The sequence below is a fragment of the Mesorhizobium sp. M1348 genome (assembly GCF_040317925.1).
In the GTDB taxonomy this organism is placed as follows: domain Bacteria; phylum Pseudomonadota; class Alphaproteobacteria; order Rhizobiales; family Rhizobiaceae; genus Mesorhizobium.
Map to the genome: position 1 here is coordinate 81,368 of NZ_JAMYLH010000011.1, position 18,274 is coordinate 99,641.

General features: G+C 61.5%; 14 protein-coding genes. 8 read left to right on the forward strand and 6 right to left on the reverse strand.

The window, feature by feature from the left end:
- Window positions 1–48 precede the first annotated feature (48 nt).
- Window positions 49–1,044 (forward strand): sterol desaturase family protein, encoded by a 996-nt coding sequence (locus tag NKH13_RS19460; protein WP_352913792.1) that lies wholly within the window; start codon window positions 49–51, stop codon window positions 1,042–1,044.
- A 227-nt stretch (window positions 1,045–1,271) separates the two neighbouring features.
- The gene (locus NKH13_RS19465; RefSeq protein WP_352913795.1) at window positions 1,272–2,210 is read left to right on the forward strand and encodes a GNAT family N-acetyltransferase; all 939 of its coding nucleotides are present in this window, start codon (window positions 1,272–1,274) and stop codon (window positions 2,208–2,210) included.
- 222 nt (window positions 2,211–2,432) lie between these two features.
- Here NKH13_RS19465 and NKH13_RS19470 read toward each other — a convergent pair whose 3' ends face one another.
- The 5 genes from NKH13_RS19470 to NKH13_RS19490 form a co-directional block, all read right to left on the reverse strand.
- Window positions 2,433–2,744: a UBP-type zinc finger domain-containing protein gene (locus NKH13_RS19470; RefSeq protein ID WP_036238601.1), complete on the reverse strand. Its 312-nt coding sequence runs from the start codon at window positions 2,742–2,744 to the stop codon at window positions 2,433–2,435.
- Window positions 2,741–4,432 carry an FAD-dependent oxidoreductase gene (locus NKH13_RS19475; RefSeq protein ID WP_352913798.1) on the reverse strand — a complete coding sequence of 564 codons (1,692 nt, stop codon included), beginning with the start codon at window positions 4,430–4,432 and terminating at the stop codon, window positions 2,741–2,743. Before NKH13_RS19475 ends, NKH13_RS19470 begins: the two co-directional genes overlap by 4 nt.
- 388 nt (window positions 4,433–4,820) lie before the next feature.
- A complete protein-coding gene (locus tag NKH13_RS19480; protein ID WP_352913799.1) occupies window positions 4,821–5,747 on the reverse strand; it encodes an NADP-dependent oxidoreductase in 927 nt (308 codons plus the stop codon).
- 114 nt (window positions 5,748–5,861) lie between these two features.
- Window positions 5,862–6,299 (reverse strand): CBS domain-containing protein, encoded by a 438-nt coding sequence (locus NKH13_RS19485; protein WP_352472517.1) that lies wholly within the window; start codon window positions 6,297–6,299, stop codon window positions 5,862–5,864.
- Window positions 6,300–6,798: 499 nt separating this feature from the next.
- Complete coding sequence (locus NKH13_RS19490; protein ID WP_352913972.1) at window positions 6,799–7,596, reverse strand: AraC family transcriptional regulator; 798 nt, start codon at window positions 7,594–7,596, stop codon at window positions 6,799–6,801.
- A 277-nt stretch (window positions 7,597–7,873) separates the two neighbouring features.
- Here NKH13_RS19490 and NKH13_RS19495 point away from each other — a divergent pair, with 277 nt between their 5' ends.
- The 6 genes from NKH13_RS19495 (at window position 7,874) to NKH13_RS19520 (ending at window position 16,864) form a co-directional block, all read left to right on the forward strand.
- Window positions 7,874–9,340, forward strand: a complete 1,467-nt coding sequence (locus tag NKH13_RS19495; RefSeq protein ID WP_352913800.1) for an alpha-glucosidase/alpha-galactosidase — start codon at window positions 7,874–7,876, stop codon at window positions 9,338–9,340.
- A gap of 122 nt (window positions 9,341–9,462) precedes the next feature.
- Window positions 9,463–11,547 carry an ABC transporter substrate-binding protein gene (locus NKH13_RS19500; RefSeq protein WP_352913801.1) on the forward strand — a complete coding sequence of 695 codons (2,085 nt, stop codon included), beginning with the start codon at window positions 9,463–9,465 and terminating at the stop codon, window positions 11,545–11,547.
- A 105-nt stretch (window positions 11,548–11,652) separates the two neighbouring features.
- Entirely contained in the window at window positions 11,653–12,660 is a 1,008-nt protein-coding gene (locus tag NKH13_RS19505) for an ABC transporter permease (RefSeq protein ID WP_352661884.1), read from the forward strand.
- 1 nt (window position 12,661) lies between these two features.
- Complete coding sequence (locus tag NKH13_RS19510) at window positions 12,662–13,795, forward strand: ABC transporter permease (protein ID WP_352718088.1); 1,134 nt, start codon at window positions 12,662–12,664, stop codon at window positions 13,793–13,795.
- Window positions 13,796–13,804: 9 nt separating this feature from the next.
- Complete coding sequence (locus NKH13_RS19515; RefSeq protein ID WP_352913975.1) at window positions 13,805–15,472, forward strand: ABC transporter ATP-binding protein; 1,668 nt, start codon at window positions 13,805–13,807, stop codon at window positions 15,470–15,472.
- 21 nt (window positions 15,473–15,493) lie between these two features.
- Entirely contained in the window at window positions 15,494–16,864 is a 1,371-nt protein-coding gene (locus NKH13_RS19520) for an alpha-glucosidase/alpha-galactosidase (RefSeq protein WP_352913803.1), read from the forward strand.
- A 60-nt stretch (window positions 16,865–16,924) separates the two neighbouring features.
- Here the strand turns inward: NKH13_RS19520 and NKH13_RS19525 are convergent, their stop codons facing one another.
- A complete protein-coding gene (locus NKH13_RS19525) occupies window positions 16,925–18,127 on the reverse strand; it encodes an ROK family transcriptional regulator (RefSeq protein WP_352913805.1) in 1,203 nt (400 codons plus the stop codon).
- Window positions 18,128–18,274: the final 147 nt, after the last annotated feature.

Genomic DNA, 18,274 nt, shown 5'->3' on the forward strand with positions numbered 1-18,274 from the left:
TTCTTACGACCCCAGACTGCCTTCTTACGACCAGGAGCCGCTGCAACGATGTTTTCCGAATTTGCCAGAGCGATTGTGGAAAAGCTTTCGAACGTCAATCTGACCACGCTCGGCCTGCTTCTCCTCACCGCACTGGGCAGCGCGGTGATCGCCTACTGGCGAACTGTCGAACATAAATCCCTCAGGGACTTTTTCGACTTCGCCTTCCCGCCGGAAGTCATCCTGCACCCGTCGGCGCGAGCCGACGCCCTGTTCTGGATTACGAAACGGGCGATGATGCCTTTCCTGCTCATTCCTGCCGGCGTCACCTTCGTCGTCGTGGTGGGCTATGGCACACGCGAGGCAATCGGCTGGCTCTTTAACATCCACGCGCCGCTTCTCGCCGGCCCGGCGGGACCGGTGACGATTGTCATCTTCACCGCAACCATGCTGGTCGCCTATGACATTTCATACTACCTGTACCACGTCGCCCAGCACCGCTTCCCGTTCCTGTGGGAATTGCACAAGGTGCATCATTCGGCCGAGGTGATGGTGGGGATCACCAAGGACCGGGTTCATCCGCTGGACGATCTGATGAACCGTATGTGGGATGGCGTCATCCCGGGCATCTGCTTCGGTATCTGGAGCCTGATCGCACTCGATCCGGTAGAGGTCGCTATCTTCGGCATCAACGTCTACGTCATCCGCAACATCCTGATGATGGACTTTGTTCGCCATACGCATCTCAAGATCTCGTTCGGCCCGTTGAACAACATCATCCTGTGTCCGCACTGGCACCAGGTGCATCACAGCATCGACCCTCGTCACTACGATAAGAATTTCGGCCTGCTTTTTTCGTTCTGGGATCGTCTGTTCGGAACGCAATTTGTCCCGGAGCCGGATGAAGACCTGAAATTTGGCCTGATCGATCGCGATGTGCGCGATTACCAGTCGCTCTTTGGGCTCTACATCCTGCCGCTCAAGAAGATGGCAAGGCATGTCATGCGACTGTTTCACAGGCGGCCCAATGTGGTCGCGCAGCCACAGGACAGTTCTCCTTCATGAACACCGCCGTTTCCATCGACGTCCTAGGCGCGGAGCGCCTGGAAATCGTCCGTTCGGCGGATCGCCTGGCTGCGGTCGAAGCCGCTTGGATGGAGCTTTGGCATCGCACCGACGGGCTGATCTTTCAAAGCCATGCCTGGATTTCGGCATGGTGGAGCACCGTACAACGACGTGACCAGCGCGCGTTGCGGATCGGCCTGGTCTGGAAGGGCGAGAAACTCGTTGCCGTGGTTCCGCTGGCGATCGGCAGGCGCAGGGGGCTACGGTTTCTCGAATGGGCGGCCGGCAGCTATACCGACTATGGGGATATTCTCGTTGCCCCGGAATGCTCGTTGTCGGCGCTGCAGGAGCTATGGACCCAACTCTGCGATGCCGGTGGCTTCGATCTTGCCTTGATCAATCGTCTCTCGCCGGATGCGGCGGCCCGCAAAATTTTCACGCCGGGAGCTTCCAGCGGCATCAGGCTTCGTCCCTTTCACCGAACGGAAGTCAGCTATCGCGTTGCCGGACAATGGGAAAGCGGAGCGGCATGGTTGGCGGATCAGTCGAAAAAGACGCGCCAGAACTATCGGCGCGGCATCAAAGCGCTGCAAGAAACCGGAGAGGTGAGATTTCGCCTGCTTGCGCCCGACGAGCCGCTGCAACCGGTACTGGAGCGCCTCGCGGCCTTGAAACGGAAATGGCTGACCGAGCGCATGCGTGAGTCAGACCTCTTCGAAGAGGGCGTGCCAGTACTCGCCGCGCTCGTCGATGCGCTGGCGCGCGCCGGCGTGCTGCATATCTTCGTCCTCGAATGCAATGGCGTGATGGTCGCGGTGTCGATCAACTTCGTCCAGCACGATGTGATGATGGCCTTCGTGACGACGTTCGATCCGGATTTCGGCCGGGCGTCGCCGGGTGTGATCCTGTTGATGGATTACGTACAGTGGTCGATCGATCACGGCTTGAGCATTGTCGATTTCCTCTGTGGCGCAGAGTCGTTCAAACACAAATTCTCAACGCAGGCGGTTACGCTGGAATCCGTCATCGGGACGCGCACGGCACAGGGTGCGCTTGCATCTCTTGCCGATCGTGTCCTTCAGACCGTCAGGCATATGCGCGAGCGTTCATCGGCACCACCAGAGGGACGCGATACGCCCGCTCAAGCCGAAGCAGCCTTGGACTAAAGCGCGTCGCGTTCGATCGGCCTCATGCGACGCGCTTTAGATTCTCGTTTTTATCCATGTCGTTATCGCTAAACCGCTGCACACTTTTGCGCGACATGCATCAGAACGGTTCATCGTTTCACGGAAACGCCGAACAGCTCTATCTTTTGTTTTGATGCAATTCCGGACGAAAACCGTTCACACTTTTCCTGGAATTGCTGTAGCGGCCCGCTCGCAAAAAGCTCAAATGAAGCGCGGTATGGGTCCGTTTTGCGGCGTGGTGCGGTCGCCGAGGTCGAGGAAGATTTCGTCGATGTAGCACCATCCCCAACCTTCCGGCGGATCGTAGCCTTCGATGACAGGATGGCCGGTTGCCCGAAAATGCTTGGTGGCATGACGGTTGGGCGAGTCGTCGCAGCAGCCGACATGGCCGCATGTGCGGCAGAGCCGCAGATGCACCCACTGCGAACCGCTCTTCAGGCATTCCTCGCAGCCGAGCGCGCTCGGTGTCACGTCGCGAATGTCCCCGGCGTGCCTGCATTCGTCTGCCATCATACGCTCCTGACCAGTTGTGGCGCCACGGCGAGACTGCCGTTTCGCGCCAGATATGCATGCAGCGCCGCAACCACTTGGGCGCCTTCGCCGACGGCAGCGGCGACGCGCTTGATCGAGCCGGAGCGCACGTCGCCGATGGCGAACACGCCGCCGCGGTTCGTCTCCAGTGCACCACGTTCCTGGCCAATGTCAGGCCCGGTGCGAACGAAGCCCTTCGCGTCCAACGCCACGCCGCATTGCGCCAGCCAGTCGGTGTTCGGGTCGGCGCCGATGAACAGGAAGAGGTGGCGGATCGGACGTGCTGTCTCGGTGTCGCGGTTGCGCCAGCGCACTTTGCCAAGATTGGCGTCGTCGCCTTCCAGCGCCGTGATCTGCGTCTCAGCCAGCACTTCGATGTTCGGCTGTGCCCTGACGCGCTGCACCAGATAACGCGACATGCTCGCATCGAGGCTGCTGCCGCGCGCCAGCAGCCATACCTTCTTCACATGCGCCGACAGATAGACAGCAGCCTGACCAGCCGAATTGCCGGCGCCGACCAGGGCTACCTCTTGCCCGGCGCAAAGCCGCGCTTCGATCGGCGAAGCCCAATAATGCACGGAGGTACCCTCGAATTGCGCAAGGTTAGCCATATCGAGGCGGCGATAGCGCGCTCCGCTGGCTATCACCACCGACCGCGCCCGCACGGTCTCCCGGTCGCCGACGGCGAGCGTGTAATGGGCGCCGGACGTGTCGCTTGCACTGCCCAGCAGCTTCGCCTCGTCCGGTATCACCATCTCGACGCCGAATTTCTGCGCCTGATTGTAGGCGCGCGCCATCAGCGCCATCCCCGAAATGCCGGTCGGGAAACCGAGATAGTTCTCGATGCGCGAGGAGGCGCCCGCCTGTCCACCAAAGGCACGGCAATCGAGCACGATCGTCGACAACCCTTCGGAAGCCGCGTAGACGGCCGCCGCGAGGCCGGCCGGTCCGGCGCCGACAATGGCCACGTCGTACAGCTTGCCGGCGTCGATCGGCCTCACCAGGCCGATGCAGCGGGCAAGCTCGTTCTCTCCGGGATTGAGCAGCAGCTTGCCGTTCGGACAGAGCACGATCGGCAAATGGTGGATATCGACATGGAAGCGTTCGATCAGCGTCTTGGCGCAAGAATCGGTAGCCGAATCGAGAACCCGATGCGGCTGACCGCTGCGGGCCAGAAAACCTTGCAGCCGCAACACGTCGCCGCTGTCGACCGGTCCGACAATGATCGGTCCGGCTGTGCCGCTCTCGAGCAGGCCGACACGACGCAGGATCAGCGCCCGCATGATGCGCTCGCCGAGGTTTGCTTCCTGCACCATCAGGTCCCGCAGCCTTTGCGAGGGGATGACGAGCGCGTCGACCGGCTCGACCGCCTCCACATCCACCAGTGAGGGTCGGGCTGAAAGCTGCGCCAACTCGCCGACGAAATTGCCTGCACCGTGCGTGACGATTGTTTCGCGCCGGCCGAAGCTGCCGCCCTGGATGATATCCACCTTGCCGGACAGGACCACGATCAGACCGGGCGCCAGCTCGCCGGCTTTGACGATCTGTTCGCCTGTGGCATAGGACACGGCTTCGCCGAAACGGCCCATGCGGTCCAGGTCCGCCTCAGTCAGCGCTGGAAACATCTGATCGCGACGGGCAATGGAGATCGGATTGGCGGATTTAGACATGGTCCGAACCTATCGCCGGCGTCCGACAGTTTGAAGCGGTTTTTTGCGGCTCACGGGCCGGTACAAACCGAGCCCACCTGTCGGCAAAAATTGTGCCCTTCGCTTCGGGATCCGCGACGGACGGCCCGTGCGACGGCGTCGCGACGGACCTCACACTCCGTTGCATCTCCTTGATTTGTTTGATTTGCGTAATCCGGCAAACCCGGCGCATGCTGTTGCGGCCGGCGCCTGCCTAAGCCGGCCAGGCCCGGCGCGCCGTCCTGTGTCAAACTCTCGGCCGCCGGGCTTCTGAACAGCAGGAAACGGGCCGGGTCCGAGCACTCCGCAAATTTGCCTGCAGCCGGTTCTTCGGCGAGGTGCCAAAGCTCGACAAAGCCAACTTCTCTGCTCAGGCGGCTACCTGAAGCACGATCTTGCCGCGCGTATGCTGCCTCTCAAGCCGTTCCTCGGCCTTGGCGACTTCCTCGAGAGGATAGATTGCCTGCACGAACGGCCTGACCTTCCCGGCGTCGATGAGGCGGCTGATCTCGGCAAGCTGCGCCGCGTTCGGCTTGGTCATATAGGAAACGCCGCGGGCCCGATGCAGGCGGGCCTTTTCCGCCGACGGTTCAGAAAGGGTTGAGGCGAGCGTCCCACCGGGCTTGAGCACGTCCCAGGAGCGGTCCTGCGTTTCGCCCGCGATCAGGTCGAAGATCAGGTCGACGTCTTCGACGACCTCCTCGAAGCGCTGGTTCTTGTAGTCGACCGCCTGGTCAGCGCCAAGCGCGCGGACGAAATCGAAATCTTGCGCGGACACGGTCGTCGCGACGAAGGCACCCGCAGCCTTTGCAAACTGCACCGCCAGATGACCGACGCCGCCGGCGCCGCCATGGATGAGGACCCGCTGCCCGGATTTGAGGCCGCCGTGGTCGAAAAGGCCTTGCCACGCGGTAAGGCCCGCAAGCGGCACGGCAGCGGCTTCGACGTGGCTTAAGCGTTGCGGCTTTGCCGCCGCCTCCGTCGCTTTGACGACGACATATTCGGCGTTGCCGCCGCGGTCGTTGCCGAGCATGGCATAAAGCGGATCGCCCTTCTTCAGCGTATGGGCCCGCGTGCCGCACAGTTCCACCACGCCGGATACGTCGCGGCCGAGCGTGACGGGCAGATCTGCGCCTGACGAGCCTTCGCGAACCTTGTAGTCGACTGGATTGACGCTTGCCGCGCAGACCTTGAGCGTGACCTCATCGTCGCGCGGTTGAGGCAAGGGAACGTCGTCCAGCGAAAGAACCTCCGGTCCACCAAAATCGTGGATACGGACGGCCTTCATAGTAATCATGGCTTGCTCCTCATCGGGTTGCAGTCCAGTTCGCCTCTGAACAGTTTCGCCGGCAGGCCGGCGTCTATCCACCCGGCGGTTCGGTCGTAGCAAAGGCCGGCCGGTCGTGCGGGGTCAGTGTATCGTTTGCGAATGCTCGCCGCCGGGTTGCGAGATGCCGCTTAGCGCTTCACCTGCTGTCGCCGTCTCGCTGTTGGTGGCGAGGTCGCCCAGCGAAACGATGCCGACCAGGCGCTTGTCGCGGTTTAGCACCGGCAACCGGCGCACTTTCAGGTCAGCCATGTTGCGCAGAACATCCTCCGCGTCTTCGTCTTCGAAGCAATACCTGACCTCGGTGCTCATCACTTCCCGTACCTTGGCGTCAGGTGTCTTGCCTTGGGCGACGCCGCGGATTGCGATGTCGCGATCGGTTACCATGCCGACAAGCCGGTCGTTCTCGCCCACCGGCATTGCGCCGGCATCGAGGCGACCCATCATTTCTGCCGCATCGCGCAGGGTTTGCTGCGGACTGGCGATCTCGACGTCCTTTGTCATGCAGTTGCCGACTTTCATTTTAACCTCCATTGGTTGCAGGGCCCGCCGCCGGTTTCCATGATGGAAGGGTGAATGAGCGCCAGCGCAAAACGTTCCATGGCAAGACCCGTTTCGAGCGCTTCGCCAAAATCACCCCTTGCCATCCTCCATACCGACCGCCCTTCAGGCGGTCGGCCCGGGAAAGGTCGGTTCCGAAGGAATTTCGGAAGGCGTGCCAGGAGGAATTCCGATTGGCTCCTGGTCCGGCGTTGGAATTGGATCCGGCGAGGGCGGGGGTACGCCTGGAGGTTCTGCCGGCGGAGTCTCCGGCGGGGCAGGCGGCCGGGCCGGCTCCGGATTGGGATTGTCCGGCAGTGGATTCGGGTTGTTCGGATCGGGATTGTTCATCGATCACTCCCGTGACATCTGTGGCCTGATCTCCGCCAAGAGCGGGTTGCGGCAGCGGCGAGCAGGCTCTCCTGTCCTAAACCAAGGGGAAGCAAAAGCGTTCCCACATCCGATGCCAAGCGATGCCAACCTATCGGGCGGTTCCCAGGCTGGCATACATTCCGTTGGTGCGGAATTGCGTCGGGTTGACGCCGTAGAGGCGGCGGAAGACCTTCGAAAAATAATTGGCATCCCCGAAGCCGCACATGATGGCGACCTCCTTGACCGGCAGGAAATCGGCCTTCGTCAGCAACTTCGCCGCGCGCTGCAGTCGCTGCTGCAGTACGAATTCGGCGGGTGGAAGTCCCTCGCTCTCGGCGAAGCAGCGCGAGAAATGCGCACGGCTCAGGCCGCTGATCTCGGCGAGATCGGCAACGCGGAGCGGCCTGTCGAGGTTGGCCTTGATGTGATCGATGACCGGCTGCATGGCGCTCTTGTCGTCGGTGACGGCATGCGAGCCGAAGACATCGTCGTAGAGCGCCATGGCTGCTTCATAGGCGACGGCCGAGGCGGCTCCGGGCGAGACCGCGCCCGTGATCAGGCGCACGCTGCAATCGGCCAGATGATCGATCGTCGAGGGCTTCAGCCGTAGCACGGGACCGACGGCGGCAAGGATCGACTTGTGGATGCGCAGTGCCTCCTCGCCGTTCATCGATATCCAGAAGAATTCCCAGCGTTCGCCCCTGGCCAGCCAGTAACGGTGGTTGTGCGGCACGAGAACCAGCAACGTATCGCCCTTTTGCAGGCGGTAGTTCCGGTTCTCGTAGCGCAATCGGCCGGTGCCGCTGATCGTGTGCTGGAGCACGGTAAACGGCGTCTGGCCGCGCCTGCGCCCATCCCAGTCGTAGACCTCGTTCTCGCGAACTTCATAGCCGGTGCTTGTCGGCATGGTGTGCAGGCGCTGGCGGCCGCGCGGCAGCGATACCGTCCTGCCCGCCGGCCCGGCGTCGATCAAGTTCCGCAGCACAAAATTACCCCTAAAAGCATAATCCTTCTCTGGTCGCGTGCTGAATTAGGCGCATAATCCCTCGAGAAAAGCAAAAGAAACCGCGGTCAAAGAGCGGACGGGAGGAAGTGCCGGATTCCAGCCTGCATGCCACGGCAGGCGGGCCGGGCCTCTTTTCGCCGCCTTTGCCCTAGCATTCGATCAGGTCGAGGTGAGACTGATGAGTTTCAAGATCGCTATCATCGGTGCCGGAAGCGTCGGCTTCACCAAGAAGCTCTTTACCGACATTTTGTGCGTTCCTGAATTCAGGGATGTCGAATTCGCGCTGACCGATCTCAGCGAGCGCAACCTTCAGATGATCAAGTCGATCCTCGACAGGGTCGTCGAATTCAACAGGCTGCCGACCAAGGTTACGGCAACGACCGACCGCCGTGCTGCCCTCGAGGGTGCCCGCTACGTCATCAGCTGCGTTCGCGTCGGCGGTCTCGAAGCCTATGCCGACGACATCCGCATTCCGCTGAAGTATGGCATCGACCAATGCGTCGGCGACACGATCTGCGCCGGCGGCATCCTCTACGGCCAGCGCAACATTCCGGTAATCCTCGATTTCTGCAAGGACATCCTCGAAGTCGCCGAGCCTGGGGCGAAATTCCTGAACTACGCCAACCCAATGGCCATGAACACCTGGGCGGCGATCGAATATGGCAAGGTCGATACTGTCGGCCTCTGCCACGGCGTCCAGCATGGCGCCGACCAGATCGCCGAAGTGCTCGGCGCCAAGTCGCGCACCGAGCTCGACTACATCTGCTCCGGCATCAATCACCAGACCTGGTTCATCGACCTGCGTCTCAACGGCCGCAAGATCGGCAAGGACGAGCTGGTTGCCGCCTTCGAGGCGCATCCGGTCTATTCGCAGCAGGAAAAGCTGCGCATCGACGTCCTGAAGCGCTTCGGCGTCTATTCGACCGAAAGCAACGGCCATCTTTCCGAATACCTGCCATGGTATCGCAAGCGGCCGGACGAAATCACCCGCTGGATCGACATGTCCGACTGGATCCACGGCGAGACCGGCGGCTACCTTCGTTATTCGACCGAAACGCGCAACTGGTTCGAAACCGAATTCCCACAATTTCTCGAATCCGCCGCCAGGCCGATAGACCCCGCCAAACGCTCCAACGAGCATGCCAGCCACATTCTCGAAGCGCTGGAGACGAACCGCGTTTATCGCGGCCACTTCAACGTCAAGAACAACGGCATCATCACCACCCTGCCGCAGGACGCGATTGTCGAGTCGCCCGGCTTCGTCGACCGCTTCGGTATCAACATGGCGGCAGGCATCACGCTGCCGGAGGCCTGCGCTGCCACTTGCATTTCCTCGATCAACGTCCAGCGCATGTCGGTTCATGCGGCAATCTCCGGCGATATCGACCTGCTGAAGCTCGCGGTCCTGCACGACCCGCTGGTCGGCGCGGTTTCGACGCCGGAAGAGGTTTGGCAAATGGTGGACGAGATGGTCGTCGCCCAGTCCTGCTGGCTGCCGCAATATGCCGATGCGGTGCCGGCCGCGAAGGAGCGGCTTTCGAAATCCAGGGTCAAGACCCGCGAATGGGCCGGTGCGGCGCGACGCGACGTCCGTTCGATCGAGGAATTGCGTGCGGAAAAATCGGCTCTCAAGCAGGCCGTCTGAATTTCATCAGGACGGATTGCGGTAAAGTTTCGGAGGGATTTTCGGCGCCGCACCGTCTGCATATCGTTCGAGGAGAAATGGAGCGGCGTCAACGCGCTCCTGAACAACAGGGAGGAGAGACGATGAGGAACTTTCGAAACATTGGCATTCTCGCCGGGCTGGCGCTTAGCGTCTCGGCCTCGGCGCTGAGCGCATATGCATCCGAGCCGACGGTGCCGCCGGTGCCCGCGCAATTTCCCGCCGAGGGAAAGATCAAACACGTCGCGCGCGACTCGATCCTGGAGTTCAAGGCACTTCCAGAATACCACGAACCCGATTGGGTCACCGACAAATACGTCAAGGCAGGCAAGCTGCCGCCGGTCAAGGACCGGCTGCCTAAGGAGCCGCTGGTCTTCAAGACCGGCAATATGCCGGACGGCGTCGGTGTCTACGGTGACACCATGCGCCATGTCATCGGCGGCCGGCCGGAGGGCTGGAACTATGGCGCCGGCCAGACGCAGGGCTGGGGCGGCATCGACATCGGCCTTTCCGAATGCCTGACGCGCACCGCACCGCTTTTCCAGGTCGAGGCCAAGGACACGGAGCCGCTGCCTAACCTCGCCAGGAGTTGGGACTGGTCGAAGGACGGCCACACGCTGACGATGCATCTGGTCGCGGGCGCGAAATGGTCGGACGGCGTTCCGTTCAACGCCGACGATGTGATGTTCTACTGGGACGACGAGGTGATCGACCCTAATGTGTCGCCGCTGAACGGCGCGACGCAGGAGACCTTCGGCGTCGGCACGACGTTGAAGAAAATCGACGACTATACCGTCGAGTGGACCTTCAAGGACGCCTTTCCGAAGCAATATCTCTACGCCATGGCTTACGGCACCTTCTGTCCGGGCCCGTCGCATATCCTCAAGCCGCAGCATCCGAAATATTCGAAGAACACCTACGAGCAGTTCAAGAACGCCTTCCCGCCGGAATATATGAACATGCCGGTGATGGGTGCCTGGGTGCCGGTGGCATACCGCCCCGACGACATCATCGTCATGCGCCGCAATCCGTACTATTGGAAGGTCGACGAGAAGGGCAACCAGCTGCCGTATCTCAACGAGCTGCATTACAAGCTGTCGACCTGGGCCGACCGCGACGTTCAGGCGGTGTCGGGGGCGGGCGACTTCTCCAATCTGGAGCAGCCGGAGAACTTCGTCGCCTCGCTGAAGCGAGCGGCGCAAAAGGACGCGCCGGCACGGCTTGCCTTCGGCCCGCGGCTGATCGGCTATAATCTGCGCATGAATTTCTCAGCCAATGGCTGGGGCAACCCCGACGAGCGCGGACAGGCGGTACGCGAGCTGAACCGCAACGAGGATTTCCGCAAGGGCGTCACCATGGCGCTCGACCGCAAGGCGCTCGGCGACTCGCTGGTCAAGGGTCCGTTCACTGCCATCTATCCGGGCGGCTTCTCCTCGGGTACGAGCTTCTACGACCGGAAGTCGACGGTCTACTACCCCTTCGATCTCGAAGGCGCCAAGGCGGAACTCGCCAAGGCAGGCCTGAAGGACACCGACGGCGACGGGTTCGTCAATTTTCCTGCCGGCACCGCCGGCGGCAAGAATGTCGAGATCGTGATGCTCGTCAACAACGATTACACCACCGACAAGAGCCTCGCGGAGGGCATCGTCGGCCAGATGGAGAAGCTAGGTCTTCGCGTTGTCCTGAACGGGTTGAACGGTACCCAGCGCGATCAGGCTAATTACTCCGGTCGCTTCGACTGGCTGGTAAGGCGCAACGAAACGGAGCTCACCTCGGTAGTGCAGAACACCGAGCAACTGGCGCCGGTCGGTCCACGCACCAGCTGGAACCACCGCGCTCCGGAAAACGGCCAGGTTGATCTGATGCCGTTCGAGAAGGACCTTGTCGACATCGTCAACAAGTTCGTCTCGGCGCAGGACAATGACCAGCGCGCCAGCCTGATGAAGCAGTTCCAGAAGATCTCGACGGAACACGTCTATACCGTCGGGCTCACCGAATATCCCGGCGCGCTGATCATCAACAAACGTTTCTCCAATATCCCGCAGGGAACGCCGATCTTCATGTTCAACTGGGCCGAGGATTCGATCGTCCGCGAGCGGGTCTGGGTGGCCGCCGACAAGCAGCAGAAATATGAACTGTTTCCCGAGCAGCTTCCCGGAAAGCCCGGGGACAAGGGTCCGACGAACTGAGTTTCCTCCCCTGACTTGAAAATTCCCGGCCGCGCTGCTGGCGCGGCCGGGACAAAGCCAGCGGTGAGGGATAACTGAGAACCTGAGCGAGGAGAAAAACGGTCGATGCTGCGATTTCTGCTTATGCGCATAGCATCCGCAATACCGGTTCTCGCCATTTTGAGCGTGGTTACCTTCGCGATCATCCAGGCACCGCCGGGTAACTATGCCGATTACATTCGCTTGCAGCTCATCAACCAGGGTGGAGCCTCCTTTGCCGAGGCCGATGCCCAGGCGAAGGCTTACAGCGTGGAGCATGGCCTCGATAAGCCGGTTCCGCTCCAATACCTGAACTGGATCGCCGGCATCGTCACCCGGGGCGATTTCGGCCACAGCCTGTATTACAACAAGCCCGTCGCCGACGTGGTAGGCGAGCGGCTGCCGCGCACGCTGCTGCTTGCGCTTGTCTGCCACCTCTTGGCTTCGGTGCTGGGCATCGGCTTTGGTATCTGGGCGGCGACCAGGCAGTACAGCTGGATCGACAGTACGCTGTCAGCGATTTCCTTCCTCGGAATGACGGTACCGCGCTTCCTGATGGCGCTGATCATCGTCTATCTGCTGGTCTTCCAGTTCAACGTCTCCGAGATCGGCAGCTTCTTTTCGCCGCAATTTGGCGGGGCGCCGTGGTCCTGGGCGAAGTTCGTCGATCTGGTCCGGCATGTCTGGCCGGTTGTCGCCATCGCCACCTTCGGCGGGCTCGCCTACAACATGCGGGTGATGCGCGGCAATCTGCTCGACACGCTGAATGCGCAATATGTCGAAACCGCTCGCGCCAAGGGCCTTAGCGGCGGTGCGGTCGTCATGCGCCATGCGGTGCCCAATGCGCTGCATCCGCTGGTCATGTATCAGGGCGTGGTGCTGCCCTATATGCTGACCGGCGAGATCGAGACGGCGATCATCTTTGCCCTGCCGACCGTCGGCCCGGCGATCGTTGGTTCGATGGCGGTCGGTGACGTCTATGTCACGGCGACCTTCATGATGGTGCTGTCGGCGACGCTGATCGTCGGCAACATCATCGCCGACATGCTGCTCGTTATGCTCGACCCGCGTGTGCGCCAATATGCAGGGTCCTGAGATGCTTGCTTTCGAGCCCTCGCTGCCGCCACTTGCCGAGCAACCGGCCAAGGTCAAGCCGCGCGGCAATGAGAGCTACATCGCGCTCGTCTGGCGCCGCCTGAAACGGTCCTGGACCGGCATGGCCGGGCTCATCCTGGTCGCGTTTCTGGTGCTGCTGGCGGTGTTTGCCGACTTCTTCGCACCGATGGATCCCAAGGTGACCGATGTCGGCTTTGCCCCGCCGCAGATGATGAGCTTCCATGACAGAGACGGCAACTTCGTCTTCCAGCCACGCGTCTATGCCCTGGCGGATTCGGAAGACCTCGACCCGGTTACCTTCCAACCCGTCGTCGGGCCGGACTACGACCATCCGCGGCTGCTCGGCTTCTTCGTCAAGGGAGCGGAGTACAGACTGCTCGGCCTGCTTCCCGCGAACCGGCACTTCTTCGGCTCGACCGACGGCCAGCCGGTGCATTTCCTTGGCACCGACAAATTCGGCCGCGATGTGCTGGCTCGTGCGATCTATGGTTCGCGCATCTCGTTGATGATCGCATTGACCGTGGTCTTCATCGTCACCGTGATCGGCACGACGGTCGGCATGGTGTCGGGCTATTTCGGCGGCACATTCGATGTCTGGGTCCAGCGCTTCGTCGAACTGGTGCTCGCATTTCCGCAATTGCCGCTTTATCTGGCGCTGACGTCACTCGTTCCGGTGACGGCGCCGACGAATGTCTTTCTGGCCTTCGTGATCGTTGTCATGTCGGCACTCGGCTGGGCGCAGATGTCGCGCGAGGTGCGCGGCAAGACCCTGGCACTGGCGCGGATCGACTACGTTCGTGCGGCGATGGCGGTCGGCGCCACGGACGGCCGCATCATCATGCAACATATTTTTCCAAACGTGATGAGCCACGTCATCGTTGCGGTCACGTTGGCAATCCCCAGCGTGGTCCTGCTCGAATCCTTCCTTGGTTTTCTCGGCTTCGCGGTGAAGCCGCCGCTGATCTCCTGGGGCCTGATGCTGCAAGACACCGCGACCTATTCGGTCATCGGCACTTATCCCTGGATCCTCTCGCCGGTCGGCTTCGTGCTTGTCACCGTCTTCGCGTTCAACGCGCTTGGCGATGGACTGCGCGATGCGGTCGATCCGTATTGACGTGACATGATGCAACACGCGCTCGTCAAATCCTTCGCACCGCCTGTCCGGCTCGACCATGACGGCCGTTCGGAAAACCCGGTCATCGATGCCCGCAACATCGCCGTCGATTTCAAGGTCGAACACGGCATGGTCGAAGCCGTCAAGGACATCTCGTTCCAGCTCTATCGCGGCGAGACGATCGCCATTGTCGGCGAGTCCGGATCGGGCAAGTCGGTGACGGCGCGCACCGTCATGGGGCTGTTGTCGAAGCGCGCGGTGGTGTCGCCGAAATCGACCGTCGAATACAACGGCGCGAACATCCTGAAATTTTCCGAGCGTGCCCGGCGCAAACTGCGCGGCGACCGCATCTCGATGATCTTCCAGGAGCCGATGAGTTCGCTCAACCCGATCTACACGATCGGCAGCCAGATCGTCGAGGCGATACGGGTGCATCGCAAGATGAGCCGCAGGCAGGCCGAAGCAAGAGCGCTCGAGCTGCTGCAGCAGGTGCAGATTCCTGAACCCCAGGCGCGGCTGAAGCAATACCCGCACCAGCTTTCCGGCGGCCAACGCCAGCGTGTGATGATCGCCATGGCACTGGCCAACGATCCGGATGTGCTGATCGCCGATGAGCCGACGACGGCGCTCGACGTCACGGTTCAGGCGCAGATCCTCAATCTCATCCGAAACCTGCAGAAGAAACTGCGCATGGCGGTGATCCTGATCACGCACGACCTGACGGTGGTGCGGCAGTTCTCCGACTATGTCTACGTCATGCAGCATGGGGAGATGCGCGAGCACAATGTGACGGAGAAGCTGTTTGCCAATCCGCAGCATCCCTACACCTGTCACCTGCTTGCCTCCGAGCCGCGCGGCCAGGCAAATCCGTTGCCGGAAGGCGCCGACGTCATTCTTGAAGCCAAGGATGTGCGCGTCTCCTTCATGCTGCGGCATGGCACGTTCATGAGGCCGGACCTGCGCGAACTCGTCGCCGTCGACAGCCTCAGCCTGACACTTCGGCGGCACGAGACGCTGGGTCTCGTCGGCGAATCCGGATCGGGCAAAACCACCTTCGGCGAGGCGTTGCTCAGGCTCAACACCACGGACAGCGGCGAGATCTATTTCGATGGCCAGCCGATCCATGGCTGTTCGCGGGGGCAGATGCGGCCGTTGCGGTCGCGCATGCAGGTCGTCTTCCAGGATCCGTTCTCGTCGCTCAACCCGCGCATGACGATCGGCCAGATCATCGAGGAAGGGCTGGTCGTCAACCGCATCGGCACCACCAGGAACGATCGGATCGAGCGGGTGCGCGAGGCGCTGATCAGCGCCGGCATGCCCGGCGATATCCTGTCGCGCTTCCCGCACGAGTTTTCCGGCGGCCAGCGCCAGCGTATTGCGATTGCCCGCACCGTCGCGCTCGAACCCGAATTCATCGTGCTCGACGAGCCGACATCGGCGCTGGATCTCTCGGTCCAGGCGCAGATCATCGAACTGCTGCGCAAGCTGCAGCGCGAACGGGGCCTGAGCTACATCTTCATCTCGCACGACCTCAAGGTCGTGCGGGCGCTGTGCCATCGCGTCATCGTCATGCAGCACGGCCGGATCGTCGAAGAGGGGCCGGTCGACGAAGTCCTGTCCCATCCCAAAACCGCTTACACCGAACGGCTGGTCAAAGCCGCTTTCGAGGTAGCCTGATTGCTTATGCCGGAGGTCGTTGTGGCAAGAAATCCCAAGGTCGCTTTCATCGGAGCTGGCTCGACGGTGTTCATGAGGAACATCGTCGGCGACATATTGCAGCGTCCGGCTTTATCCGGCGCGACGATCGCGCTCATGGACATCAATCCGCAACGGCTCGAGGAAAGCGCAATCGTCGTCGGCAAGTTGATCTCGACGCTTGGCGTAAAGGCCAAAGCCGAAACCTATTCGGACCAGCGCAAGGCGCTGGCGGACGCCGATTTCGTCGTCGTCGCCTTCCAGATCGGCGGCTACGAGCCCTGCACGGTCACCGACTTCGAAGTTCCGAAGAAATACGGGCTGCGCCAGACCATCGCCGATACGCTCGGCGTCGGCGGCATCATGCGGGGCCTGAGAACCGTGCCGCATCTCTGGAAGATCTGCGAAGACATGCGCGCCATCTGCCCGCAGGCGATCATGCTGCAATATGTCAACCCGATGGCGATCAACACTTGGGCGATCGCGGAAAAATACCCCGACATCAAGCAGGTCGGCCTTTGCCATTCGGTGCAAGGCACGGCGATGGAGCTGGCGCATGACCTCGACATTCCCTACGAGGAAATTCGCTACCGCTCGGCCGGCATCAATCACATGGCCTTCTACCTGAAGTTCGAGCATCGCCAGCCGGACGGCTCCTACCGCAATCTCTATCCGGATCTGCTGCGCGCCTACAGCGAAGGGCGGGCGCCGAAGCCGGGGTGGAACCCGCGCTGCCCGAACAAGGTGCGCTACGAGATGCTGAAGCGCCTCGGTTACTTCGTCACCGAGAGCTCCGAACATTTCGCGGAATACACGCCCTATTTCATCAAGGACGGGCGCGAAGATCTGATCGAGAAATTCGGTATCCCGCTCGACGAATACCCGAAGCGCTGCATCGAGCAGATCGAACGCTGGAAGGGGCAAGCGGAAGCCTATCGCTCGGCTGACAAGATCGAAGTGGAGCAGTCGAAGGAATATGCGTCCTCGATCATGAACTCGGTCTGGACCGGCGAGCCGTCGGTGATCTACGGCAACGTCCGCAACAATGGCTGCATCACGTCATTGCCATATAATTGCGCCGCCGAGGTGCCATGCCTCGTCGACGCCTCGGGCATTCAACCCACGTTCATCGGCGACCTGCCGGTGCAACTCACCGCGCTGATCCGCACCAATATCAACGTCCAGGAGCTGACGGTCCAGGCGCTGATGACCGAGAACCGCGAGCACATCTATCACGCGGCGATGATGGACCCGCACACGGCGGCCGAGCTCGACCTCGACCAGATATGGTCGCTGGTCGATGATTTGCTGGTTGCGCATGGCGATTGGCTGCCGGCCTGGGCGCGCGGAGCGCGCAGCGTTCGGGCGGCCTGAGGCGCCAATCCCACTCGGCTGTTCATTGTCGAGCAGGGCAGGGCTGCCCAGTTCATCGCTCTATGCCGACCATAGGACCTGCTTTGAAAGCGGCGCGGCGTTGCCGGCCGATGTTTCGAAATCAAAGAGCTTCTGCGTCACCAGTGCAGCCGCTCCCCTTGCCCAGGAATTGTCCTCCCAGTCCAGCAGCATTGGTGGTGCCGCGCGAAAGGTATTTTTCCCAAGCGTCAGCCGCATTGGGCCAAACAGCGCATCGCCAAACGACACGGCTTCACCGCCGACGACAATGACCTCCGGGTCGGTGATGTTGACAAGATTGGCGAGATGCCGGCCGATGCCATGTCCGGCTTGTTCGAGAATGGCGACGGCTCGCGGTTCGCGGTCTGCCAAGGCTGCCATAAGGCTGACTTTGCTATCCGCTTCGTCGTGCCCCGTGGCTTCGCGCCAGGTGCGCAGGATCGCCGGCTCGGCGTAATAGGCCATCAAGCAGCCGCGTTTTCCGCACTCGCAAAGGCGGCCGTTCTCCTCATAAGAGCTGTGGCCGAACTTGCCGGCGGCACCGTTCGCGCCGCGATAGAGTTTGCCATCGAAGACGAGCGCGCAGCCGATTCCGACGCCGATCGCCAGCACAGCCATATTGCGGTGCTGGCGTCCCAGGCCGAAGAGTTGCTGGGCAATGGCATAGGCATTGGTGTCGTCCTCAAGCCACACGGGGACGTCTACCAGTTCGGCCAGCATCGGGCCAAGGGGAACGTTGTCCCAGTTGTAGCGATTGCTGCGGATACACACAGCCTTCTGGTTGTCTATGACGCCAGGCATTGAAACGCCGATCCCGGCAAGCTTGGCAGCGGGCCGATCGACAATCGAAATCAGCTCCGGTACCGCCTTGGCCAAGGTCGCTATGATATGGTCGGGATCGCTGTCCGAGAGCTTGACGCGCAGAGAGCCCAACGGATTGGTCGCAAGATCGGTGACCACGCATTCGACCGATCCGACCATCAGCTTGAAACCTATGGCAAGGCCGTTGGCATAGTTGATATCCACCGGAATAGGGCGGCGCCCAGCCGAGCCCACGACTGTCTTGCCTTCGATCAGCAGGCCCTCCTCGATGAGGTCGGCCACGACGAAGGTGACCGCTGCCGGACTGAGGCCGGTAACTGACGCTATGTCGGCCCGGCTGCGCGCTCCTTCCTGCCGCAAGAGATTGAGGATCAGTCTGCGGTTCATCGCCCGAGTCGTGCTCGGGTCACCCTTGAGCTTCACGGATCCGCTTTCTTAATTTTGTAAATTAATTATTGCCTCTCGAGAAAACATATGCATAAGTTTGTCCGACTGTTCAACACCCGAACCGGGGTCAGCGAAATTAATCCGGTTAGCAATGTCACCGCGCTCTGAAGGGGCGGGCAAGCA